Source organism: Clostridium muellerianum (assembly GCF_012926525.1).
Classification (GTDB): domain Bacteria; phylum Bacillota; class Clostridia; order Clostridiales; family Clostridiaceae; genus Clostridium_AM; species Clostridium_AM muellerianum.
The window spans coordinates 218,885-243,855 of sequence record NZ_JABBNI010000058.1 but is presented as its reverse complement, the minus strand read 5'-3'; the positions used below and the strand labels follow the sequence as shown (position 1 = coordinate 243,855).

Sequence of the window (24,971 nt, the reverse complement as noted above, 5' to 3'; positions counted from 1 at the left end):
GTTTTCCTAAACCTACATTACTTATTATATAACAATGAAAAACATTTGAAAACAACTAATAAAAGTGCTTTAGGACAATATTTAACTGTCCTAAAGCACTTTTAAAGCTACATTTTTTCTACTGTTTCAATTCCTATTAAAGCCAATCCATTCTTTAGAACCTGACAGGTAGCTTCTACTAATTTAATTCTTGCTACCTTTGTAGCATCATCTTCTGCATTCATTATGCTGTGAGCATTATAAAATTTATTAAATCCTTTAGCTACTTCAATTACATATCTTGTTACTATATAAGGTTCTAATTTATCTATAGAATGTAATATAGATTTTTGGAAGTTTCCAAGAGACTTTACAAGTTCAAACTCTTCTTTAGAACTTAACTTGCTATAGTCTGCACTTCCTTTAATTTCTCCTGCTTTTCTAAGAATGCTCTTTCCTCTTGCATAGCTGTATTGAACATATGGACCTGTTTCACCATCAAAACTCAAAATTTCCTTCCAGTCAAATATTATGTCTTTTTCTCTGTTATTCTTTAAGTAAGCAAATACCACTGATCCTATACCTATCTTTTTAGCAGCTTCCTCTTTATTTTCTAAATCAGGATTCTTTTCATTTATTACTTCTAAAGTCTTTTCTACAGCTTCATTCAATAAATCTTCTAGGAATATAACGTCCCCTTTTCTTGTTGATAACTTTTTATCTGCAAATCTAACAAGTCCAAAAGCTACATGTTTGCAATCATCAGCCCAATCATGTCCCATAAGCTTTAATGTAGTAAATAATTGTTTAAAATGAAGAGACTGAGCTGCTCCTACTACATATATATTTCTATAAAAATCATAAGTTTTCTTTCTATAGCTTGCTGCTGCTAAATCACGAGTAGCATAAATAGTTGCTCCATCTGATTTTTTTATGATACATGGAGGCATATTATAGTCATCAAGCATTACAACTTTAGCTCCATTACTATCTGTAAGCAAGCCTTTTTTATCTATTTCTTCAATTATTGCATCCATTTTATCATTATAGAAGCTTTCTCCTGCATAAGAATCAAATTCTACTCCAAGCATATTATAAACAATTTTAAATTCCTTTAAACTTAAGTCTTTAAACCTCTGCCAAAGTTTAGTTTCTTCTTCACATCCATCTTCTAATTTTTTAAAATACATTCTTGCTTCATCTTCTAAAGATGGGTCCTTTTCAGCTTCTTCATGGAATTTAACATATATCCTTAATAATTCATTTATTGGTTTGTTTTCTAGAGCTTCTTCATCACACCATCTCTTGTAAGCTGATATAAGCTTTCCAAACTGAGTTCCCCAATCTCCTAAATGATTAATACCTATACAATTGAATCCTTCAAAAGATAAAATTTTGTATAGAGCATTTCCTATAGCTGTAGTGCTTAGATGTCCAACATGGAAAGGTTTTGCAATATTAGGTGAAGAATAATCTATAGTTATATTCTTTCCCTTTCCCATATCTGAAGCTCCATACTTTTCTTTCTCTGTAAGAACCTTTTCTATTGTATTTTTTGTAAAATCCACTTTATCAACAAAGAAATTTAAGTATGGTCCTAAATTTTCAATTTTTTCAAAACTTTCTTTATTTATTTTATTTTTTAATTCTTCTGCTATAGAATTTGGTGCTTTTCTTAAAACCTTTGATAGTTGAAAGCATGGAAAAGCAAAATCTCCCATATCAGATTTTGGTGGTATTTCTATTAACCTTTCTATGGTTTCTAAATCCAATTCAACATTTTCTTTTATTCTTTCTGCTACTAATTTTTTGTAATCCATATTAAAACCTCCAAAAATATAATTGATCACTAGCCTCCATCCGTAATTCTCACTTGCACTTATAGTAAGTAAACAGCTTTGGTGCTAAATAATTAAAATTTACTTTATATATATTTACTTATAAAAAACCCGTCTCTTTTAAAAAGAGACGGGTTATATCCGCGGTACCACTCTAATTGACAGGTATCACTACCTTATCCACTCGAAACTCTAACGCCGTTAACGCCTTGCTCCTAATCTTTCAAGAACAAGATTCTCAGAGGTTCTCTTCCATTTTAGATCTCATACAGGCTTCCACCATCCCTGCTCGCTTCAAATCAATTCTAAAAGTACTCTTCTCTTCAATGAATTTAATATATAATTTATAATCTATTATATTACTACTTATATTTTTTTGTCAACACTTATATTTTAAATATTTTAACACTTTCCTGAAGTTTTTCTGACATTTCATTAAGCTTTTGTAAGTCTTCTGCAATACTTTGAAGTACTGCTGTTTGTTCCTGTGCAGATGCTGCTACTTCTTCAGTGTTTGCTGCTGTATTCGTTGTAACCTCCTGTATCTTATTTACATTTTGATCCACACTAACAATAGTCCCCTTAGAATTTACAACCATTTTATTAACCTGTTCTAGGTTATCTCTTGTCTCATCAAAAGCTTTCAAAATCTTATTTAGAGATTCTCCAACTACTTTTACTATAACTTCTCCCTTTTCAGACTCCCTGCTGCCTTCTTTTATAGATAAAAGTGCTTTATTAGTTTTCTCTTGTGTTGCAACAATTAAATCTTTAATAGTACTTGAAGACGCTCTAGATTCCTCTGCCAAACTTCTAACTTCATCTGCTACCACAGCAAACCCTTTTCCTGCTTCACCTGCACCAGCAGCTTCTATAGAAGCATTAAGAGCTAATAACATAGTCTGGTCTGCTATTCCATCTATTATTTCTACAATATTTCCTATTTCTTCAGAAGTTTTTTGAAGTTCTACTATTACCTCTGATGAATAATTCACACTGTTTTTTATAACATTAATTTGTGTAACCATGTTGTCCATTTTTTCTCTTCCATCTACTGCAAGTTTGCTTATATCTTTAGAAAATTCTACTACATTAGTAACCTTTTCATTTATATTGGATATGTTATCTACTACAGTTTTCATGCCACTCGATATTTCATCTGCCGCTGCAACTTGCTTTTCTGATCCATCAGCAACTTCCTGTATGGAAACAGAAATTTCCTCTGACACCTCTGAAACTTGCTCAGAAGATGCTAAAATTGTTTTTGTGGAAGCTGCTAAATTTTGTGATACATTATTAATATCTCCTGTAATCCCTCTAAGATTATCAATCATATTATTAAAACTATGTCCAACATTTCCTATTTCATCTTCACTATTTATTTCTATATTTTTTGTCAGATTACCACTTGAAATATCCTCTGCTCCTTCAGCTAATTTAGCTAAAGGTTTTAAATTTTTACCCACCAATGTTCTTAATATTAACCAACTTATTATAAGTGCAAGTAAACATATTATTATAAAACTAAATATAACATTTACTAGCGCCTCATGTTTGTTTTTAAGTGAAATTCCTACATCAACAACCTTAATTACTTTTCCACTGTTATCTTTTACAGGTACTAAAACATCATACACATCTGTCATTCTTTTATAATTATACACAGAACTATATGCTTGGCCCTTTGCTGCAGTTTTACTTCCTGCATCTGTTAAAGACATTCCAACTCTACTTTTATCACTGTGTGCCAAAACCTTCAAATCAGTATTAAAAGTTAATGCAAATACTATATTTGACTTTTTGCCTAACTTATTTACTAAGTTTTGGTCATTTACTGCTTGATTTAATTTTTCAACTTGATTTGCAATAACACCTACTTGTACAATTCCACCATTTTTTAAAGACACACAACCATATTTATAATAATTGTTATCTGATGAATTTGTACTCTTTCTTACATTTTCAATAAGTTCAGTTTTTTGTGCTTTAAGAACAGGCTGCACAGGATGATCTTCTGGATATTTATATCCAATATTAGCTGGTATGTTTGAATAAAGTATTACACCTTGAGGATCAGATATGTCTATTTCCTGTACTTGAATTTCATCTGCTACCTGCTTTAAATATTCATTTGATACATTAGAATTTTGACCAACTAAATAAGCCGTAGTTTTAATTTTTTGTCCTAAAAGATCGTTTAAGTTTGTTAATACTGAATTGTTAGTTTCAATTTCTGAAACTACTTCTTCTACAAAATTGTTTCCATCAATTTTTATCTGTGCATCCAATCTTTTGCTAATTATATTATAGGATGCAGCTGCAAGTACTACTGTAACTAACAACACTACTAATATAGAGTTTACCGTAATCTTAAATTTTAAAGTTTTTGTATTCGTTATCATGATGCTTTCCCCCATTCTGCATTAAACATAAAGTTAATTTACCAGGCACTTAAATTTTACATTAAATATCAATAAACCGCAATTTTTTTCATAGTTAATACAAATTAAGATTATTTTTTCTTAATATATAAAATACTGGTGTTGAGTTTTATGTCTTAGTATTTGTTTTGTAACAAAATAAAAAAAGGTCTTATGCATTAAGAATCTACATACGATATATTGTTTTACAATTAATAACAAACTCAATACATTATAGTATTTATCCTTAATGCATAAGACCCTTTTTTCAATATAATTATTTTAAAATGAACCTGTTAATTTCTGTACTTAACTGTTTCGATATTTTTTGTATATCTTCAATAATCTTTTTAATTTCTTCTGTTGAATTTTTAGATTGCTCTGCAAGTTTTCTAATTTCATCTGAAGAAATGTACAAAAATATCACTTCCATTTAAATTTATTACTGTATTGGAGTACTTTGAGTTAGTATAATCTACAACAGTTAAAAATTCTATGGAAGTGATAATATATTCTCTTTACTAATTTTTAAATAATATTTACTACTTCTGCATAGGATTTCTCTCTATATATAATGTTTTTTATTTTAAGCTATATCACTTTTCTTAAACGAATCCCCCAAATAATTAGTCCTATAAAAAAGCCGCAAAGTGCTGGTAATGTCCATCCAAATCCATAATCAAATCCAGGCAAATATAAATGAGCAAAATTAACAATTTGTGTAACTATAACATTTCCCTGCATGGATTGTGGTAACGCCTTACATAAATCAAAAAATGCTGCAATAATTGTTAAGCCAGTTGTCCATTTATAAACATCACTTTGCTTATGAATAAATGGAGCTAATACTGATAATAAAATCAAAGTAATGGCTAATGGATATAAAAACATAAGAACTGGTACAGATAGCTGTATGATATTCTCTAATCCAAAATTAGCAATTACAAATGAAACTAGTGTAAATAAAACAGCATACTTCTTATAAGAAATTGATTTTGAGAACATTTCACTAAACATTTCAGAACAAGAAGTTATCAAACCAATAGCTGTTTTTATACATGCAATTCCTACAATAGCTGCTAATAATACTTTACCAACAACTCCAAAATAATGGTTACTCACCATAGATAGGATACTTCCTCCATTATCAGCACGATTAACACTACCTAAGCTTGTAGCTCCCATATAAGCTAATGATGCATAAATAATAGCCATACCAACAACACTAACCAAACCTGATTTACATGTTTCAGCAGCAATCGAATTAGAATCTTTAATTCCTAACTTTTGTATATTAGAAATAATAATAATAGAAAATGCTAGAGATGCTAAAGCATCCATAGTGTTATACCCATCTAATAAACCAGTAAATAATGGCTGAGCAGCATAATTTCCTTGAGCAACATATTGGCTAGCTTGTCCCATTGGTTTTATAAAAGTAGCAATTAATAAAACTGATAGAAGTACCAAAAAAGTAGGAGTAAGATATTTACCCACCCAATCTAAAATTTGTCCTGGTTTTAGTGAAAAATAAATTGTAATAGCAAAAAATATTAATGAAAAAATAATAAGCCCAACCTTTAAATATTCATTAGAAATAAAAGGATGAATTCCTACTTCAAATGCTACTGTGGCAGTTCTCGGAATAGCAAATAACGGGCCTATTGTTAAGTATAATAAACAGGTAAATATACTTGCATAACGTGGACTGATGGGTTTTGCCATATCGAATAAGCTTTCACTTTTTGAAAGTGCTGATGCAACAATTCCAACCATAGGCAGTCCTACACCTGTGATTAAAAATCCAATAGTGGCTATCAAAGTGTGATTTCCAGCTTTTTGTCCCATTTGTACTGGAAAAATCAAGTTACCTGCACCAAAAAATAGTCCAAATAACAATGAACCTATCAGCAAATTTTGCTGAAAACTTAGCTTTTGTTTCATAATAATCCTCCTCAAATGTTACTGATATTATTAAAAATTTTTACAATAATATTCACATTTTTACTCTTTTTAATAATACCTTAATTAGCTTTTTTATTATAATATAGTTAAAACTATTAGTAAAATTTATTTTTTCCATGGTATATTATTTATTTTAGCTATCTCATTTTTTCTTTCTTAAACTAAATAAAGATAAAGAACTGCCTTAAAATGCATAAGTATGAATTTTAAGCATATGCTTTGCTACTTTTTTGTTTCTAAAATATTAAATTCCATTCTTCTTATATAATTTTAAGCTATAAAAAAGAGCAAAGGCTAAATGACACCTTTGCTCTATTATTTTTAATAAAAATAAACTAGTTTCTTCTTATTTTCATCCTTCGCTCAGTAATATTATATGATACTGCTTGTACAATGTTACTATTTTTCATTAAACCTTTTTAACTTTTTACTAAAAAATCTCTTTAAGTCATACAAATATGTGTATACCACTGGCACAAATAATAATGTCAATAATGTGGATGTAATTAATCCTCCAATAATTGCAAAAGCCATAGGTGCACGTTGTTCTGATCCTGCGCCAGAGGCTATTGCTGTAGGAATCATACCAAAAATCATTGCTAAAGAAGTCATAATAATTGGTCTTAAACGTGTATGACCGGCATTTATTAAAGCTTCTTTTAAATTCATTCCTTTACTGTAATTTTGTTTTGCAAAATCAATAAGTAAAATTGCATTTTTGGTAACTAACCCCATCAACATAATAACACCTATTGCAGACATCATATCTAATTCTTTATTGCCAGCAAGCAAACCTAAAATTGCACCAATAATGGCTAGTGGCAGCGAAAGTAAAATAGCAAATGGATCTACAAAACTTTCAAACTGAGCTGCAATTACAAGGAATATAAATAAAATTCCCATGAGAAGTGCCTGAGCTAAACCTCCCATACTTTCTGCCATTTGGTCTTGACTTCCCCCAGCGCTTAATTTTATATCCTTTGGCATAGGCGCTTCACTTTTTAGTTTATTATTAAATGCTTTAGTAAAATCACTTTGTGCTACTTGAGCATAATTTGCGCTTAATTGAATTTCTCTTTCTTTATCATATCTATTTATAGTAGATGAAGATGTAGAGAATACCTTTTTAGTTACTTGATCTATAGGAATCATTTTATTACTTGTACTGGTCACATAGATTCCTTGTAAACTATCAAAATCTTTTCTATCATTTTTTTCAAGTTGCATACGAACATCGTATCTATCCTTTTCAGTTTCATACTGACTCACTACAGTTCCATTAAATAGGGTATTCAATGTACTAGAAATTGTACTTGGATTTACTCCTAAATCCGCAGCCTTATCTCTATCCACTTCAAGTTTCACTTCTGGTTTCCCAGATGTATAAGTAATTCCTATATCTGCTGCTCCAGGAGTATTTTTCATCACTTTTTCAGCCTTTAAAGCATATTCCTTAAGTTTTTCAAAATCTGAACCCTGAATATGATATTGAACCGCCTTACCTGAGCCTGTAGAGCCACCAGCTGAGTTAATTGATAAATTGATTCCTGAAATATTAACTAAATCCTGTCGCATTTTTGCTATAATTTCATCAATACCATCTTTTCTATCTTGCTTATCTGAAATTTTTACATTAAGTCTAATTTTATTCGACTGAACTGTAGAAGATATATATTTTACAGTTTTATTTTTCTTAATAATAGCTTCCATATCTTTGTCAACTTTTGAAGCATTATCCAGGGTAGAACTTGAATCCAAATCTGCTGTTATTGCTATTTGTCCATTATCCGTTGCAGCAACAAAGCCTGTCTTCAATTGTGTAGCTAAAAGCAAACTTACTACTAATAACCCTATTGGTATCATTAAAGTTACAATTCTATGTTCTAGTGACCACTTTAACAATTTAGAATAAGCCTTAGATAAATTATCAAAAGAATTATTAAATCTTTCTAGAAATTTTCCTATTATAGGTATTTCTTTTTCTCTACTGCTTAAATTCTTTGCAGAAAGCATTGGTACTAAGGTAAATGCTACAAATAGTGAAACCAAAACACTGGCAGCAACAGTCAGTCCAAATTGCACAAGAAACTTTCCTACCATACCATTAATCATAGCAATAGGAAGAAATACTGCTACTATGGCAAGAGTAGTAGCTATAACTGCAAGTCCTATTTCTGAAGTTCCATCCTTTGCTGCTTGTATTGGACTTTTTCCCATATGAAGATGACGCACGATATTTTCAATAACAACTATGGCATCATCAATTAAAAGTCCAACTGCAAGAGATAAAGCCATTAGTGATACTGTATTAAGTGTAAAATTCATAAATTTCATTACTGCAAAAGTAGTAATTATGGATACAGGTATGGCAATAGCACTAATTGCAGTGCTTGCAACATTTCTAAGAAATATAAAAACTACGACAACTGCAAGTATACATCCTTCTATCATTGTTTGCTGAACATCTTTAACTGAATCAATTATAGATGTTGAATTATCTGCTACAAGGTTAATTTTAACCCCTGATGGCAAGCTTTTTTTTATGTTTTCAATTTCTTTTTTAACATCCTTAGCTACTTGCACTGTATTTGAATTAGATTGTTTAACAATATCAATACCAATTGCTTCTTTACCATTATAAAAAGATAAACTACTTTTTTCTTTACTTCCATCCTCAACTGTTGCAATATCTCCAAGTTTAATTTCTACTCCATTACGTTTTGTAATTAAAACATTAAGAAAATCATCTACCTTCTTTATAGAAGAATCAGTTTTTAAGCTTATTTGTGTATCTCCGCCAGAAACTTTTCCACTTGATAAATTAATATTATCAGCACTTAAACCATTAGTAAGTTCTGAAACTGTAATATTTAAGGAATTCATTTTTTCTTTATTTAGTTTTATGTGAACTTCTTTTTCCTCTTCACCAGAGATACTTACGGCTCCAACACCATTTATAGTTTGTAATTTTTTCACAATGTTATCATCTACTATCTGTGATAACTCTTTATTAGACATTGAGCCCGTTATAGCAAAAGAAAAAATAGCTGATGCACTAGCATCAAATTTTGAAACTATAGGATCATCAATATCTCTTGGCAAACCACTTCTAATATTAGATAACTTATCTTTTACCTCCTGCATTGCTTCAGCTGAAGGTTTTTCTAGTTCAAAAGAAATAGTAGTACTTGAAACTCCTCCTGTTATAGTTGAGCTAACATGCTTAACTCCCGATATTTGGCTTACTGAATCTTCTACTTTTTTTGTTATCTTTGACTCAATTTGATCTGGATCTGCTCCATTTTGAGTTATCCTAACAGATACTGTTGGCATATCAACATCTGGAAGCTGATCCATTGGTAAATTTATATAACTAATGGCACCTAAAGCCAATAAAGCAATAATAATTACAGTGATAAATACAGGTCTTTTTAAACTAACATCTGATAAAAACATAATTAAACTTCAACTCCTATTCTGCTGCTTTTACAGCATCACCATCTTGCAAAGTGCCTACATTAGTACAAATGACATTATCTCCATCTTTTATTCCAGACTTTATTTCTACTGTATCTTCACTAATTTCTCCTACAGTTATATTTTGCTTTTTGGCTGCTCCATTATTATTTGTAAAAACATAATACTTTCCTTTACTACCTCCCAGTGCTTTTAATGGCAATGTAATTGCTTTTTTATTTTCATCCTTAACAATTTTTATCTTTCCAAAAACACCAGGCTTAAGCTTTCCATCCTTATTGTCAATTTGAATTTTACATTTAAATATTCTAGATTGAGGATCTGCTACCCCATCAATACTCTTAATAACTCCATCATATTCTTTTGAATCTTCACTGCTTAGCTTAAATTTAGCTTTTGCTTCTAATTTTACATAACTTAAATCACTATCTTTCACTTCAATAACAGCATTTATTGAAGATATATTTTCTACTTTTCCAATAACTGTTCCAGGGCTTATATATTGACCTACAGTAACATTTTTTCCACTGATAACTCCACTAACTGGTGCTGTAATAATTGTATTTTGTAGTGATTCTCTTTGAGTATTCAAATCTGTTTGTGATTTTTGTATATTAGCTCTTTGCGCTTCAGCAGAAAGACTTGAAGACTGAGCATTAGCCTTAGCTGTTTGTAAATCAGTTTGCGCATTTTTTAGCTGTGTTTCTGCATTTTCAAGATCAACTTTTGTTTCTGCACCTTGATCATAAAGGGCCTTCATTCTATCATAGTTTCTCTTAGCACTTTCTAAATTTGTTTGCTGCTTATTAATTCCTATTTGTGAAGAGTTTGCTGAACTCTCTGATGAATTCAATTGAGCTTGTGCCGCAGCAACTTGTGCTTCACTAGACTTTATATTATTTCTTATATCAGTATCATCTAACTTTATTAAAGCTTGTCCAGCTGACACGCTTTGTCCATTTTCAAAGGAAACTTGTGTAACCTTACCTCCTACTTTATTACTTATAGTTCCCTCTTCAGACGCCTCAAGTGAAGCATTAAAAGATGCATTGCTTGTAACTGAACTTGTACTTACCTTAACTACTTTTACAGAAACTTTATTCATGTTAATTATAGATGATTTACTTTTAGATTTACCTGAAAAAGCACTTACTCCAACTGTTATAACAGAAACAGCAACTAACGCAATTATTATACAAATTAACTTCTTTCTTTTAATCATTTTTTTCCTCCTAATAATAAATGCAAATTATTTATTAAAATTAATTTCATTAGACATTTTTTAATTTTTTATTTACAACAGCTCTTTTTTTATTAAATATTCGTTGAATGGAATTAACTTAACAAAAACTAGATTAATTTTTAGTCTAGTTTTTTCAATAAACTTAATGCAAGTTTTATGATCAACTTGTTAAACTACTCATAATCGACATTATATGGCAGCATGAAAAACTAAAAATTAACTCACGACTTAGAAATATGAACAAATTATAAACAAATAGAATTAAGAGCAATTTTAATATCTGTTAATCTTAAGTTTTTTTTCATGTTATAATTATTTAAAAAGGCATGGAGGTATTATAATGTTTAAAATTTTGGTTGTAGAAGATGATAAAAGCCAGGCTAGGTTGATGAAGGCTATTCTCAGTCATGCTGGATATGAAGTGCATTTAGCTCATAATGGAACTATTGCACTTGACATCTTAGATCAAGTCCATATTGACCTTATTGTGCTGGATGTTATGATGCCGAAAATGAATGGATATGAATTCACTGAAATCCTACGAAATAGTGGAAATATGATTCCTATTCTAATGCTAACGGCTAAACAACTTACTGCAGATAAAATCAAAGGATTTCAATCTGGAACGGATGATTATATGACAAAGCCAGCAGATGAAGAAGAGCTGCTTTGGCGTATTAAAGCCTTGCTTAGGCGAGCAAAGGAAGCAAGTGAGCATATACTTAAAATTGGCAAAGTTATACTAGATAGTGATGCGTTTACTGTCACACGGGAGGAAGAAAAACAGACCCTTCCAAAGAAGGAATTTCAGCTGCTTTATAGACTGCTCTCTACTCCTGATTATATTTTCACCCGCCTTCAATTAATGGATGAAATATGGGGAATGGATTCAGAGTCTGTGGATACCACTGTTAATGTACATATCACAAGACTACGTAAAAGATTTGGCAGCTATCCTGAGTTTGATATTGTTGCCATCCGAGGTGTTGGCTATAAGGCGGTGAAGAATGTTGAGTAAAAAAACCTCTTACTGGCGATTGACAATGATTTTTACAGGACTTGTATTTCTTATTCTAGTGTCTACGTCATGTATCATATTTATTCTCCTATTATTAAGAAGTAAAGGAATAATTCAATTACAGCTTTCGCCTAATCCTCTTCGTATGTTTGTTACATTCGCCCTAATCAGTATACTGCTTGGAACGATGTTATCGGTTATTTTCAGCAGGATTCCATTAAGACTACTTCGTAAAATTATGGTTGCAATAGATACTCTTTCAGCAGGAGATTTTAGTACACGAATTAATCTTAAAGGCATCCCAGAACTTCAGCAGCTTAGCAAAAGTTTTAATCACATGGCGGAGGAACTTAGTAGCATCGAAATTTTACGTTCTGATTTCGTAAACAACTTTTCCCACGAATTCAAATCACCTATTGTATCAATGCGTGGTTTCGCCAAAATGTTGAAATATAGTGATTTAACAGAGGAAGAACATAATGAATATCTTGACATCATAATCAGTGAATCTGATCGCTTGGTAGATCTATCTAAAAATGTGCTGAATATCTGCAAAATTGAAAATCAGGCCATTATCTCAAATTCAAAAGAATATAACCTAACAGAACAGATTAGAAGGTGTATTGCAATCATGGCACAAAAATGGAACATAAAAGACCCTTCCTTTGATTTTGAGTGCGAAGAGATTAATTTTACTGGAGATGAGGATTTGATTAGCCAGGTGTGGATTAATCTTATTGATAATGCAATTAAGTTTACTACTGCACATGTTCTAATTCATATGAGTCTGCATCAGTATAATAGCTCAATTCGCTTTAGCATAAGCGATAATGGCCCTGGAATGGATGAGGAAACGCAAAAGCACATTTTTGATAAGTTTTATCAGGGAGACACTTCTCATGCCACACATGGAAATGGCTTGGGACTTCCAATTACAAAAAAAATTATAGAACTGCACGGCGGCACTATTTACGTGCAATGCACAGATGGTAATGGTACAACTTTTATTATAGAATTACCGACTAGTAATATATCATATAGAATAAGTATGTAGAAATTTTTTATTATGCATTTTACGCACGTTTTATATATTGTTTTAAATCACATAAGCAAAAATATATATTTTATTTTCCCACATACCCTTTCATTTTAGACTCTGTTATTGTAAGATATTGTTACAATAATTTTCATTTTGTATGATATAAATATATTAAAAATGCTTTGTTTCTATAAGCAAACCTAATACCTAACAACTATTAGAGAAAAGGGGGCAAAAAAGTGAATAATCAAATTGAGGATTTATTAAATGATAACAGAATTAAGATACCTAAACATATTGCCATAGTTTGTGATGGAAATGGTCGATGGGCTAAAAGTAAAGGTCTTCCTCGAAGCTTTGGTCATAAAGCTGGTACAAAGCCAATTGAGAATATTACTAAACATTGTTCTGAATTAGGCGTTGAAGTACTTACTTTCTATGTTTTTTCTACTGAGAATTGGAATCGTTCTTATGAAGAAGTAAATTTCTTAATGAAACTTTTTATAGAATTCTTTATAAAATTGGGCAATAAAGCTGAAAAAAACATTAAAGTAAGGCATATTGGCGCTATAGATAATCTTTCCTCTGAGTTGATATCTGAAATTAAAAAAACAGAGGACTTAACAAAAAATAATTCAGGTATGATATTGAATATAGCATTAAATTATGGAAGTCGCTCAGAAATAGCAAATGCTGCAAAAAATTTAATGCATAACATAGATACTGAAAATTTCAATGTTGACCAAATAAATGAAGAGTTGATTAGCGATTATATGTTTACTTCAAAATTGCCTGATGTTGACTTAATTATTAGAACGAGTGGTGAAATGAGAATAAGTAATTTTTTATTATGGCAATCTGCAAAAGCCAAGTTATGGTTTACAAATGACCTTTGGCCAGATTTTAAATATGACCATTTGAAAAATGCCATTAAATATTATAATGAAATATGCTTATAAGATAAGTATATCGCAAATCAAAGCTTCATAAGGTAAGAACTAATAGTTAAGAGTTAATAGTAAAAGATGCTTTTTTAGTGTAACAGAAAAAAATTCATATTAACTATTAATTATTCATTCTTGCCTAATTAATGCTGGTATATAAAATCTTTTAAATTCAGCCCCTGGAACGAAACCAAGTTCGTAATAAACTGATTCCGAAAAATTTCCTACTGTTACAAATAATCGTAAAATAGTATATTGATTATTATTTAAAACAGTTAGTGCCTTTTTAATCATTGTTGTTGCCAGATGATTTCCTCTATATGAAGGATTAACCCCAATAGTATATACTAAAGGCCACTCCTCAATACATGCTACAAGACAAGCACCAATTAATTTCTTCTCTGCTTTGTCATATATAAGTGTAGATGCTTCACGTAGTATTTCTTCAGTACATATGTTAAAATACTCATTTACTTCACTTAGATAACCATCATACGTACATTCCTGTCCATCTTGTTTAGCAGCATACTGATAATCTATACCTCCACGAAAACTTTCATAAAATAGCTTAGCAATTTCTTCATTGTTACTCTCTTCTGGAGTTTTTACTATTATAGTGTTATCATAGTCAAAATCAAAAACTTCAGTAGGTCTCATCATCCATCTTCTATTTTTATCTGCCCAAAAGCCAAGCATTTCAAAATATTGAGATTGTTCTTTAGAAATTTGATAAGCATATATGTTTTTGCTAGAATCCGACCATTCAATCAATAACTTTTTTAATAATTTTATTATTTCAAATAAGTTTGTAAATGGTGGAATGATAAATAAACGCGATAGTACATTAGGTTCTATTAGTACTCCACCTATTCTGAGTTCACCAGCTTTTATCCAATAAAAGCTTTCATACTTTGCAAAAGGGTTATCAAGGCTTATTGCCAACCGTAAATCCCAATGCTTAACTGCAAATCTATTATAAACTTTATCACCATAAACTGATTCGTATATTGCAAATTCTTGTGGATTAGCTTTTACAATACAATATTTATCTGATAGCTCATAATAATTTATATTACTTGACCAACTTTGCATATAACCTTAATCTCCTTTTACATCAATAATTCCGCTTATATATTCTTCGAATTACAACATAAAAACGCCACAAAATTTATTAAATAATATGGCATTCTAATAATCGTCCCTTATTACATTTATGAGAACATTATTAAATAAAGAGTTTTCCAAAAATGATCATTACGCTGCTCTTTTTTTGTATTTTCTATAATTTCTAAATGTTTTTGGGGAATTCTATCTAAATAATATTCATTTAAAAGCCTAATAGACTGTACATAATTTAATTCTCCATAATGCATTAGTGAAAAAATATCAATCTTTTTAACTTTTACATTTGTGTATTCTCTTTTTTCTGACCAATCCTTAAGGGATTTCTCAAAAATAGTATCTAATTCATTTATTAATAATTTTGCTCCATTAGACGCTTCCTCTAGGCTCAATTTAATTTCTTCAATAAGTGCTTTTTCTAAACTATTTAAATCTATATTCTTTAACATATCTTTCCCCACCTCTTATCTATATCTAGTGTACTTACTTGTACACCAATTTATTTTAATTCATACTAACATACAGCTTAACTTAATCTTTAGAAAAATTATACCACATAATCTAAATAATTCAAACATACTGCACTTTAAAAACTCCTTTTATTCTTTCGCCTCTTAGAATCTCTCCATAATGGTGTTTATCCAAATATCTTCTACTGTAGCTGAATAGTTATCATTTAATTTTTCCTCTGCATAAAATTCATCCATAATTACTGAAATAACAAAAGGCCCCTAAATCAATTCTGAAGCCTTTTGTTATCTAATATAAAAACCTAAGGAGTTTTAATCCTCCAAGGATACTTTTTCATTTGCAATTTTAGTTATTTAATTTACTTCCTTCACACTTTAAAAAATCTATGCATGTAGCACCTATTTCATCAAATGACCACAATCCAGTGCATTTAAATTTATATGCAGCATAATCAGCATAATCACTATAATACACATCATAGGTTTGTACTAATGGAAATATTGGCTTGTCCAATCCGTAATTTTTATAATCCTGAATCATTTTATCCATGCATTTTTTAATTGGCCACTTCATTTCTCCCCAATAACATTGAGGTGCAGAAAAATCACAGTATTTGTTAAACACTGAATAAGCTATATCCTGATGATAACTTGCTATTGGATAAGAAGTATAACCAAGAACAGCATTTGGACATTGATTTCTTACAAGTTGGCATACTTTTTCTGACTGCTCTGTTTTACCTATTACTGCATCTTCAACATCAAAAACATAATAATCACTGTTCTTAACAGCATCTATTATTAAATTCGCTTCACCTTCAACATTATTAAAATGATTAAATCCCCAAGTACCTACTTTAAATCCTGCTTTTTTAAAATTATCTACATACTTTAAAAAATCGCCTCTAAAATTCATACCACCGCCAGTAGCTCTTTCACCTTCATTGTATTTAACACACACATTAGTTATTCCTAAAGATTTTAATTTTGATATTAAATTATCTATACCACCATATGTATCTACTTGATTTTGAAGCTGCCATATCCATGCAGTTGTAGTACTGATACTTGATAATGTATTTTTATTATTATCATTAGTATTAGTATTGTTATTATTATTTGTATTAGTGTTAGTACTTGTACTAGAAGAACTTATGGTTAAATTTAAAGTTACTTTTTTATCGTATCCTTCAACATAGCCTTGATAAACATAAGTTCCTGATACATTTAAGTTATCTGAATGCTTGTCCCAATTAACTTTTACTTGTCTTTTTTCTCCATTAGACATATTTGCAGTTACTTCATCAGGTAGTTTATAGCTATCTCCCTGTTTTATAGATGCATTTATATTATCTATTGATGTTATTTTATTTACAGCTGGCATTGAAGCAGTTTTAAAATCCATGCTAACAGGAGTTTTTAAAATTTTATTCTTATCAGATTTTAAATTACCATCTATACTTAACGTATAATAATTATCATAAGCATAAGAAGATATGCTTGATATAACTACACAAAAATCATTTTTATCTAAGGATATACTTACAGGTACTTCCTTGTTAGTTTTTTTATCTATAATCTTTATGCTATTTTTAGCAGAAGATAGATTCATAGTCTGATTAAATTCTATTGTCCAAATTTTATTTATAGGTACGTTTTCAACATTGTTTAAATTGGATGTTGAAAAAGCAATATTACCATCTAATTTTGAAGCATCAGATGAATCACTTGATATTTGGGCTTTAGATATATTGTGTGCTTCTATAGGTTTAATTGAATTTTGTTCCATTGAATGTTTAGATTTGTCATTAACTGAAGTAACTTGAATTTTAGATTCAGTAGAAACATTACTAGCCATTACCAAATTATATGAATTCAATTGATAAATTACAACAACAAATGCAAATATAAAAAGCTTTTTTAATGTTTTAATCAATTGTATCTCTTCTTTCTATTACTTGAATTTTAACATAGTTCCTATTTATAATAATATTCCTTAATGCCTATCTTTTAATAATTAAGGACATTATTTTTAAAAGTGTTAAATATTACATACACCCCCTCATAAATCAAAAAATTCAAAACCTTTACTAGTTTAGCATTTAACTAACATGTTTTTCAAGTAAAAATTTTACATATAAAGTTTTAAAGGAAAGAATTTATCGCATTAAGAAATTTATATACAATATATTACTTTGTAAATAACAAAATTAATATATTGTAATGCTTATTCTTAGTGCGATATCTCCTTCCTTAATAAGTAAGATTCATCAATAGTTTTAATAACTTACTCTTTACATCCTTTTTATCTATTAACATAGTTAAACCTTTTCTTACACTATGTATTTATAGTTAAAATATTTAAAAGGACTATGCAAAGTTTTTATACATGATTTTACCTTATTACTATACTAATTCATTTCTTATATTTTCTATCCCTATTCTATCTATCATATCTCCAAATCTTTCACCGCTATTGCCATTTTCAGTATAATAATCTAATACTTTTTGTGTTACTTCCTCCATTTCATCTACTTTAAAAATAGTATGTAGCTTGTCTCCAATTTTATATTTTCTTCCAAACTTCCCACCTAAAAATACTGCTACTCCTTCTTTGCTAGTTTCCATAGCATTAAAATGACAAGCATTTATACATTTACCACAACCTAAGCACTTTTCTGAGTAAACCTTTGTTTTGCCATCTACTTTATCTAAAGCACCTGATTTACATACTTTTATGCAAGCTCCACAAGCTTTGCATTTACTTTCTTCAAACTTAGGAAGTCTTTGTCCCATAAATCCAAGATCATTTAATTGAGTTTTAGCACAATTATTAGGGCAACCTACTATTCCTATTTTAAACTTAGCTGGTAAATCCTGTGCAAAAAATTTTTCATGTAATTTACTGCATATTCCTTGAGTATCTATTAATCCATGAGTACATACTGTACCCTTACATGAAACAATAGGTCTTACTTTTTTTCCAGTACCTCCAGACTTTAAATTGAATGCTTTCAAATCTTCTTTTACCCTTTCTATATCTTCTTCTTTTATCCAGGGAATTTCAATTCCTAATCGCGTTGTAAAACTTATATATCCTCTTCCATATTTATTTGCAATACTTAAAACCTTCTCCATTTCAGATGATGACATAATTCCTGATACAGCTATAATTCTTAATGTAAAATATATAGTATCTCTCTGATTAATAAATCCTTCAAGCTTTAACTGTGCTATTTGTTCCTTATTCATTGTATATCTTTAGTGAAAGAGTATACTGTATGTATTGACCCCTCACTAAAATTCACTTCCTTTCTTTTTATACTTTTTTACATATTTACGTTAATATCCTTACGTAAAATTATATCAGCTTATTACTAAATTTAAAAATTAAAATAGTTTAAGTATTTGAAAAAAATAATAAGACCAATATGCAACGGATATTTTCTGTAAGACAAGGAGACAGGTTCCACATAAGCTTAAGCTATCTAAGGGTTCTGTCCACGCAGTATTACAAAAATAGACTAACATTTGGTCTTGTTATTTTTTGAAAATGCCTTATAAAAAAATCATGTAGAAAGACTTCTACATAGTTAAATTACTTTATTTAAACTTTCATAAGTATATTCTATGATATCAGCACAGCTAATTCCATTTTTCTTTAAATCCTTGCAAATTTCTGTACCATACTTTTCTCTAATTCCCTGCATTAATTCCTTTGCATATTTTCTAGCATCATTAGGTTCATCACTATTTTCTCTTCCCTTTAATGACCCTATTATTACAGCCGCTGCTCCTACAGCTCCACAAACACTTCCCACTGTAAATCCAGTTCCCATTCCACTTCCAAGACTTACAGGTATATCAGTATTGTGCTCCTCATTATAAGCTTTTATCATAGCTTCTCCACAGGTAAAACCTTGTTTATGGTATTCTGATGGCTTTATCATTTACAATCACTCCTCTTAGCATTTCATAAAGTCATTTTTAGCATATTGAATAAATTTAACTAAAAAAACTCATAGTTAAAGAGAAAAGCGCTTAATTATATATATTATAATACATTATACTATTATAATTAACATATGTGATTAAGTATTATTTTCATTTTGATTACTACTCCACACTATACTTCAATTTTTTCAAATAACTTTGAACCTTTAGCTGAAATAAATTTATATAATATATAGTCTAAAGCTAAAAATAATAAAAGTATAATCATACCAATCAACAATTTATCTTCATTAAACTTCATAATCCCCATTACTATAAGTGCACTTACACCTATTCCAACCATAATGGCTATAAATCCATTAAAATTTTGTTTAACCGCTTTCACCTCATTGTCCCAATTTAATTTTGGAAAGCTAACATCAATTATAATGCCGAACATAGCTGAAAATAAAATTCCAGGTAATGATGATACAAAAACTATAAGAATTATAAATGCAGGCAGTTCAATTAAAAAGAATAACATTAGGAGCAAAGCTATTATTCCTACCATGCCCATAATTACTCCAGATAAAACTTTAGCCATTAATTGAATATCATAACCTACAGCAATATATTTACTTACAAATAAGTTTTCTCCTTCTCTAGATACAGCTGTAGAAGTTATAAGATTACTTGAAGTTATAAATACCCCTGCTGCCAAAGATACTACAATAATAAACCCCATCCATTTCGTATCATTAAGTAAAGGAACTAAGTTTTTAAATTTTTTAAAAATTTCAGGTTCTGCCAAAAAAGGTATAATCAAAAATACTGGCCATAAAAAATTCATAATAATACAATTCATAAAATATACAGGAGTTCTAAACAATATTTTTAATTCCTTAATCACTAATGATTTAATGGGCAAGCTTTTTCGTGATGCCTTCTGTAAATCCTCATTATTTAGTTTTCTTCTTCTAGAAGGTGCTTCTGAAATTCCTATTACCCCTTTAAAATATAGCTTTTGTCCTAATGTTAAAAATATTAATAGAATACATAAAGTTATTATTAGAAATAATATTATATTTTTTAATCCTGTAAAACTTTCATTAAATACTATGGCTTTGACAGCTTGAGAAGCTCCCGGAAATACTCTACTTGAAATACCAACTAAAGAGTTATTTCCTTCATTAAGCATACTTAATATTTGCTTTTCATTCACTCCAGATGTTCCTATATTTTGCATCTTTACATTAAAGACTACGGCTAAAACCATAGCCAAAATACCGCCTATAATTTTAAGAAAATCTTTATGATTGCCCATATTAGTAAATCTCATAATTACTATATTCAAAATACTAGCCATACTTAAAGGTATTATAGGTATTGTTAAAAACAATATTACAGAATAGGCATAATATACAAATCCCATATTTCCCTTTAAACCATATATTATAAACAATGGCAATAATATTACTGCCTCAGTAAGATATTCATATAATAAAGTTATAGTAAATTTAGATGCCAGTATCTGCCAGGGCTTTAATGGTAGTGGTAATAAATTTTCTATATCTCTTGAAAAATATAGCACATTCAAAGAATATAATATGGCAAAAAAGAATATAAAAATAAAAGTAAAACTTATTCCTACTGAAAAAATTAACCCCTGCTGATTTATCTTATAAAGCAAATCATAGGCACTTTGAATAAAATAAATAAATGCTACTATAGTTGGTATACATGCCAAAATAACGGCTACTGCTATAGCAATAGCTTTTATTCTTTTCTTTTTATCTCCATTTAATAAACCATTGCCATTTTTTAAAAGAGCTTTTGTTAAAACTATATATTTATTCATTTTCTGTCATCTCCAAAAATATATTTTCCAGGGACTCAGTTTCCTTAAATCCTTCTTTAAGCTCTTTAAAAGTTCCATTAAATACAATTTTGCCTTTATTTATAATAGCAAATCTATCACATATTTTTTCTGCTACATCTAATACATGTGTTGAAAAAAATACAGTATTACCCTTATCTGCATGTTCCCTCATCATTTCTTTTAATGTAAAGGATGATTTTGGATCTAGACCTGTCATAGGCTCATCTAATATCCATACCGAAGGATCATGAATTAAAGCTCCAATTATAACTATTTTTTGCCTCATCCCATGAGAATAACTTTGTATTTGATCCTTTAAAGCTTTATTCATTTCAAATCTTTCCGATAAACTTTTTATCCTACTTATTCTTTCTGTACTATCCACATCATAAATATCAGCCATAAAATTTAAATATTCTATACCTTTAAGCCTTAAAAATATATCTGGATTATCTGGAACAAATCCAAATCTCCTTTTAGCTTCTATAGAATTTTCTTTTATATTTATATTATTTATAAAAACATCTCCACTGTTTGGATTTATAATACCTGTAATCATTTTTATAGTAGTAGTTTTTCCTGCTCCATTAGGACCTAAAAATCCAAATATTTGTCCATCAGGTATAGTTAAATTCAAATTGTCCACTGCCTTTATATTTCCGTTATAGCTTTTATTTAAAGCTTTCATTTCTATCATTGTCTTTTCCTCCAAAACAACATTTAAAAATTGTTAATTGCAACCATTATATATAATATATGACAATTGCAACTAAAATTCAATAACCTTTATAGAATATTTAAAATTCGCAGTAGATAATTGAAAGTTACGGATGATCTTTTTATGTTAATTTTTGAAGAAAATTTTTCTTTTAAATATCCACTGTTAACTATAGATTAGCTCTCTATATAAAAAAAACTATAGAATAGACCTTTTAATATTGTCTATTCTATAGAATGCACTTCTTAATACTTTAATTCAACAGCTTCTATATATTATGTTATTTTTATAATGATTTTAAAAGCTATCTTTAAGTAACTTTTTTATTAAACTATATCATTTAAAATCATGAGAACAGCTAATTTAGCCATGCTGAAAATAGAATTTCTTTCTTCACTAATTACTATTTGTTCATTTATACAGCTTCCATCTTCACTTACTGTGAAAAGTGAAGCCACATTTTTCTTTAAAGAATACTCTACTAAATTATTTAACATTTCCTTAGCGCTTTCTCTTTTATTTAATAAATCATATAAATAATCTAAGGTTTTCCCAGCTTTTTGCATATTTTTTTCCTTTAATATTCCCTTTTCTTCAGCTTTATCTAAAGCCAAAATTATCATTTTCCCTACTCTATCTTCTAATTTAAAATCTTCACTAACACATTTATCACATATAAATTCTACAGATTTATTTAATTGATTAAAATATATATCTATATCTTCATCACCTAAAATAAATGCTAATAAAACCATAGCAGTAGTTTCTACTTTATCCTCTGTACTACTGTCTTCATAATCCACGAAAGCTCCTTCTGCAAATTGATTTTTAGCAATTATTCTTAAAAGCTTATTTCTTGGATATTTACTATTAAGATATAAATTGTCTCCTTTTAATTTGTGAATTTTTTCTTCTAATATAGTTCCTTCATATTTTTTATACAAAAAACCTGACTTGTCTGCTGCATCTAAGTTTTCTTCTTCAAATTCATGTGATAAGGTTATTTCTTTAACACTAATTGGAATTATATTCTTAAGTTCTATGCCAAGCACTGGCTCTTCTCTAAGTTCCATAAAGATAAATGTGGTCTCTGGACTTATTAATCCATTGTTTTTAGATAGCTCTATTACTTTTTGCCTCATGGCTTCTTTTACATCTCCACGCTGAGACATCATATTCATTTCAATGGACCTAATTCTCTTTCTTGCCCATACTTTTTTAAGTAAATTAGCATTATCCTCTGTATTAAAGTTATCCAAATCCACTTTCTTTACATACTCTCTATCGCCAACTTTTCCACTTACAACTATTTCATCACTTACTTCTCCTATTACATAAGCAAAAATTGAAAAAGCTTCTCTGTCATACATATAATCTATAGTTCGTGGGTAAGTAGCTTGAACCTGCATATTTCCCCAGTCTATTTGCACATCATCTACTTCTGGATTTTGAATTCTCTTAAACTGTCTCAATACTACAGCTTCAATTCTCTGTCCTTTATTTATAAACTCGGCTTTTCCAAAACTCTCATGAGCTAACTTATTCAAGAAATAATTATTAGTTTCTGAGTCAAAACCAAAGGTAAATATTCTATTATCACCTAAGTTTTCCTTTACATAATCTAATATTTCATCTTCTTCTTCAACTTCATCATCTGTAAAAATTAATATTGTATTATGTCCGCCCTCATTTTCAAGGCTGTATTTTATAGCTCCAAATATATCTGCATCATTTTCCGTAGACAAGTTTTCTATCCACTGTGATGCTTTCTTTAAAGTATCAGAATTAAATTGGGCCATTCCCTCATCCCAGAAATACTTTAAAGTTTCTCCCATTGCAATAATGTCAAAAGTATCTCCTTCTTCAAGGTTTCTTATGCAAATTTGAAGTGCATCTTTAGCCTGCTGTATTTTATCGCCTTTCATAGTATCTGAAATATCTATAAGAAAAACATAACTTTCTTTTTCTTCTATTTCATAATCATCAAGCTTAGGAATCATTCTAAGATAAACTACCCTTCTATCCTCACCATTCTCCTTATATTCATAAATCATGCCATCCGCTTCTAAAGGATCCTTTTCTTTCATAATAAGTATAAAGTCTTTATCCATAGCCTCATAATCATCCTGTAAGTTAATTTTAGCTACAGTATCCCCTTCTCTTTCTACTTTAAGCTTATGATAAGGAGATTCAAATTCCAATTTACATAAAGACTCTACTATAATATTAGTTTTAAACTGAAACTCGCTGTCTTCTGATTCTTTCTTTACAAGCTTATTTACTAAAGTATTTCTTAAATTGTTAAGCTTTGAATCCTCATCCATTTTAGTTGGTTCATGCATTGCAGGAATTGTAAGTTTAAATTTCTTATCTTTATACTGCAACTCATCTATATAGGATAATTTTATTTTAACTGTTTCACCAGATATAATTTTTCCTATGGCTATCTTAAACATATGAGGCTTTAATTCTTCTAAAAATACAGTATTGTCTCCTCTACTTTTAGCATTTTCATAAATTTTAAATGCTTTTTCCTTTTCTTCTACTATAGTTTTTAAAGTTTTTCCTCCTACTTCTGCTTCAAATCCTGATATTATAGCAGTTTTAGGTATTGGGAAAACATATACTCCTTCTACATCACCTCTACTTTTATTTTCATATACCTGATTTATAGATATTTCAGCATATTCTCCACAGATGTTGCCATTTATGCTGACTTTCTTTAATATCATACCCTGGGAATTTCCTTTAATTTCCTTTATACTATAACCCATGGACAGCCCTCCCTTAATTATAATTTTTGCATTTTAATCCATAGATATATATATTATTTTATTCCATAAAAAAAAATAATATCCTTCATAAAATTCTATTTTTGAGTAATATTTTCTTTAATTCGCATTTTAAACTAAACTGGAAAGCTCTA

17 protein-coding genes and 1 other annotated feature are annotated in these 24,971 nt (G+C 29.4%); of the genes, 3 read left to right on the top strand and 14 right to left on the bottom strand.

The window, feature by feature from the left end:
* Positions 1-107: 107 nt before the first annotated feature.
* From argS to HBE96_RS20600, 6 genes are all read right to left on the bottom strand, one after another.
* Complete coding sequence (gene argS, locus HBE96_RS20625) at positions 108-1,799, bottom strand: arginine--tRNA ligase (protein ID WP_169299585.1); 1,692 nt, start codon at positions 1,797-1,799, stop codon at positions 108-110.
* A gap of 141 nt (positions 1,800-1,940) precedes the next feature.
* Positions 1,941-2,153 (bottom strand) — a binding site (T-box leader).
* A 50-nt stretch (positions 2,154-2,203) separates the two neighbouring features.
* Complete coding sequence (locus HBE96_RS20620) at positions 2,204-4,219, bottom strand: methyl-accepting chemotaxis protein (RefSeq protein ID WP_169299584.1); 2,016 nt, start codon at positions 4,217-4,219, stop codon at positions 2,204-2,206.
* Positions 4,220-4,514: 295 nt separating this feature from the next.
* Entirely contained in the window at positions 4,515-4,670 is a 156-nt protein-coding gene (locus HBE96_RS20615; RefSeq protein WP_169299399.1) for a hypothetical protein, read from the bottom strand.
* 158 nt (positions 4,671-4,828) lie between these two features.
* On the bottom strand, positions 4,829-6,181 hold the full coding sequence (gene brnQ / locus HBE96_RS20610; protein WP_169299583.1) for a branched-chain amino acid transport system II carrier protein: 1,353 nt from the start codon (positions 6,179-6,181) through the stop codon (positions 4,829-4,831).
* A 420-nt stretch (positions 6,182-6,601) separates the two neighbouring features.
* Positions 6,602-9,658, bottom strand: coding sequence for an efflux RND transporter permease subunit (locus tag HBE96_RS20605; RefSeq protein ID WP_169299582.1), 3,057 nt, complete (start codon positions 9,656-9,658; stop codon positions 6,602-6,604).
* A gap of 16 nt (positions 9,659-9,674) precedes the next feature.
* A complete protein-coding gene (locus HBE96_RS20600) occupies positions 9,675-10,901 on the bottom strand; it encodes an efflux RND transporter periplasmic adaptor subunit (protein WP_169299581.1) in 1,227 nt (408 codons plus the stop codon).
* A gap of 361 nt (positions 10,902-11,262) precedes the next feature.
* Here HBE96_RS20600 and HBE96_RS20595 point away from each other — a divergent pair, with 361 nt between their 5' ends.
* The 3 genes from HBE96_RS20595 (at position 11,263) to uppS (ending at position 13,938) form a co-directional block, all read left to right on the top strand.
* Entirely contained in the window at positions 11,263-11,940 is a 678-nt protein-coding gene (locus HBE96_RS20595) for a response regulator transcription factor (protein WP_169299580.1), read from the top strand.
* Positions 11,930-12,994, top strand: coding sequence for a HAMP domain-containing sensor histidine kinase (locus tag HBE96_RS20590; RefSeq protein WP_169299579.1), 1,065 nt, complete (start codon positions 11,930-11,932; stop codon positions 12,992-12,994). The genes HBE96_RS20595 and HBE96_RS20590 overlap by 11 nt, the downstream gene beginning before the upstream one ends.
* A gap of 224 nt (positions 12,995-13,218) precedes the next feature.
* Entirely contained in the window at positions 13,219-13,938 is a 720-nt protein-coding gene (gene uppS, locus HBE96_RS20585; protein ID WP_169299578.1) for a polyprenyl diphosphate synthase, read from the top strand.
* Between the two features lie 114 nt (positions 13,939-14,052).
* On the opposite strand, the gene HBE96_RS20580 is transcribed toward uppS, so the two are convergent.
* The 8 genes from HBE96_RS20580 to HBE96_RS20545 form a co-directional block, all read right to left on the bottom strand.
* Positions 14,053-15,015 (bottom strand): GNAT family N-acetyltransferase, encoded by a 963-nt coding sequence (locus HBE96_RS20580; protein ID WP_169299577.1) that lies wholly within the window; start codon positions 15,013-15,015, stop codon positions 14,053-14,055.
* 119 nt (positions 15,016-15,134) lie between these two features.
* Positions 15,135-15,494: a hypothetical protein gene (locus HBE96_RS20575; protein ID WP_169299576.1), complete on the bottom strand. Its 360-nt coding sequence runs from the start codon at positions 15,492-15,494 to the stop codon at positions 15,135-15,137.
* A gap of 367 nt (positions 15,495-15,861) precedes the next feature.
* Positions 15,862-17,451 carry an Ig-like domain-containing protein gene (locus HBE96_RS20570; protein ID WP_169299575.1) on the bottom strand — a complete coding sequence of 530 codons (1,590 nt, stop codon included), beginning with the start codon at positions 17,449-17,451 and terminating at the stop codon, positions 15,862-15,864.
* A gap of 470 nt (positions 17,452-17,921) precedes the next feature.
* On the bottom strand, positions 17,922-18,767 hold the full coding sequence (locus HBE96_RS20565) for a 4Fe-4S dicluster domain-containing protein (protein ID WP_169299574.1): 846 nt from the start codon (positions 18,765-18,767) through the stop codon (positions 17,922-17,924).
* 341 nt (positions 18,768-19,108) lie between these two features.
* On the bottom strand, positions 19,109-19,465 hold the full coding sequence (locus HBE96_RS20560; RefSeq protein ID WP_169299573.1) for a C-GCAxxG-C-C family (seleno)protein: 357 nt from the start codon (positions 19,463-19,465) through the stop codon (positions 19,109-19,111).
* 176 nt (positions 19,466-19,641) lie between these two features.
* Positions 19,642-21,306, bottom strand: a complete 1,665-nt coding sequence (locus HBE96_RS20555) for a putative ABC transporter permease subunit (protein ID WP_169299572.1) — start codon at positions 21,304-21,306, stop codon at positions 19,642-19,644.
* The gene (locus tag HBE96_RS20550; RefSeq protein ID WP_169299571.1) at positions 21,299-22,024 is read right to left on the bottom strand and encodes an ABC transporter ATP-binding protein; all 726 of its coding nucleotides are present in this window, start codon (positions 22,022-22,024) and stop codon (positions 21,299-21,301) included. The genes HBE96_RS20555 and HBE96_RS20550 overlap by 8 nt, the downstream gene beginning before the upstream one ends.
* Positions 22,025-22,371: 347 nt before the next feature.
* Entirely contained in the window at positions 22,372-24,819 is a 2,448-nt protein-coding gene (locus tag HBE96_RS20545; protein WP_169299570.1) for a VIT and vWA domain-containing protein, read from the bottom strand.
* Positions 24,820-24,971: the final 152 nt, after the last annotated feature.

Excerpts from the sequence above, each read along its gene's own strand:
- HBE96_RS20580 (WP_169299577.1), bottom strand. The coding sequence starts at position 15,015 with ATGCAAAGTTGGTCAAGTAATATAAATTATTATGAGCTATCAGATAAA.
- HBE96_RS20615 (WP_169299399.1), bottom strand. The coding sequence starts at position 4,670 with ATGGAAGTGATATTTTTGTACATTTCTTCAGATGAAATTAGAAAACTT.
- HBE96_RS20605 (WP_169299582.1), bottom strand. The coding sequence starts at position 9,658 with ATGTTTTTATCAGATGTTAGTTTAAAAAGACCTGTATTTATCACTGTA.
- brnQ (WP_169299583.1), bottom strand. The coding sequence starts at position 6,181 with ATGAAACAAAAGCTAAGTTTTCAGCAAAATTTGCTGATAGGTTCATTG.
- HBE96_RS20555 (WP_169299572.1), bottom strand. The coding sequence starts at position 21,306 with ATGAATAAATATATAGTTTTAACAAAAGCTCTTTTAAAAAATGGCAAT.
- argS (WP_169299585.1), bottom strand. The coding sequence starts at position 1,799 with ATGGATTACAAAAAATTAGTAGCAGAAAGAATAAAAGAAAATGTTGAA.
- HBE96_RS20550 (WP_169299571.1), bottom strand. The coding sequence starts at position 22,024 with ATGATAGAAATGAAAGCTTTAAATAAAAGCTATAACGGAAATATAAAG.
- HBE96_RS20590 (WP_169299579.1), top strand. The coding sequence starts at position 11,930 with ATGTTGAGTAAAAAAACCTCTTACTGGCGATTGACAATGATTTTTACA.
- HBE96_RS20545 (WP_169299570.1), bottom strand. The coding sequence starts at position 24,819 with ATGGGTTATAGTATAAAGGAAATTAAAGGAAATTCCCAGGGTATGATA.
- HBE96_RS20575 (WP_169299576.1), bottom strand. The coding sequence starts at position 15,494 with ATGTTAAAGAATATAGATTTAAATAGTTTAGAAAAAGCACTTATTGAA.
- HBE96_RS20565 (WP_169299574.1), bottom strand. The coding sequence starts at position 18,767 with ATGAATAAGGAACAAATAGCACAGTTAAAGCTTGAAGGATTTATTAAT.
- HBE96_RS20560 (WP_169299573.1), bottom strand. The coding sequence starts at position 19,465 with ATGATAAAGCCATCAGAATACCATAAACAAGGTTTTACCTGTGGAGAA.
- HBE96_RS20620 (WP_169299584.1), bottom strand. The coding sequence starts at position 4,219 with ATGATAACGAATACAAAAACTTTAAAATTTAAGATTACGGTAAACTCT.
- HBE96_RS20595 (WP_169299580.1), top strand. The coding sequence starts at position 11,263 with ATGTTTAAAATTTTGGTTGTAGAAGATGATAAAAGCCAGGCTAGGTTG.
- HBE96_RS20600 (WP_169299581.1), bottom strand. The coding sequence starts at position 10,901 with ATGATTAAAAGAAAGAAGTTAATTTGTATAATAATTGCGTTAGTTGCT.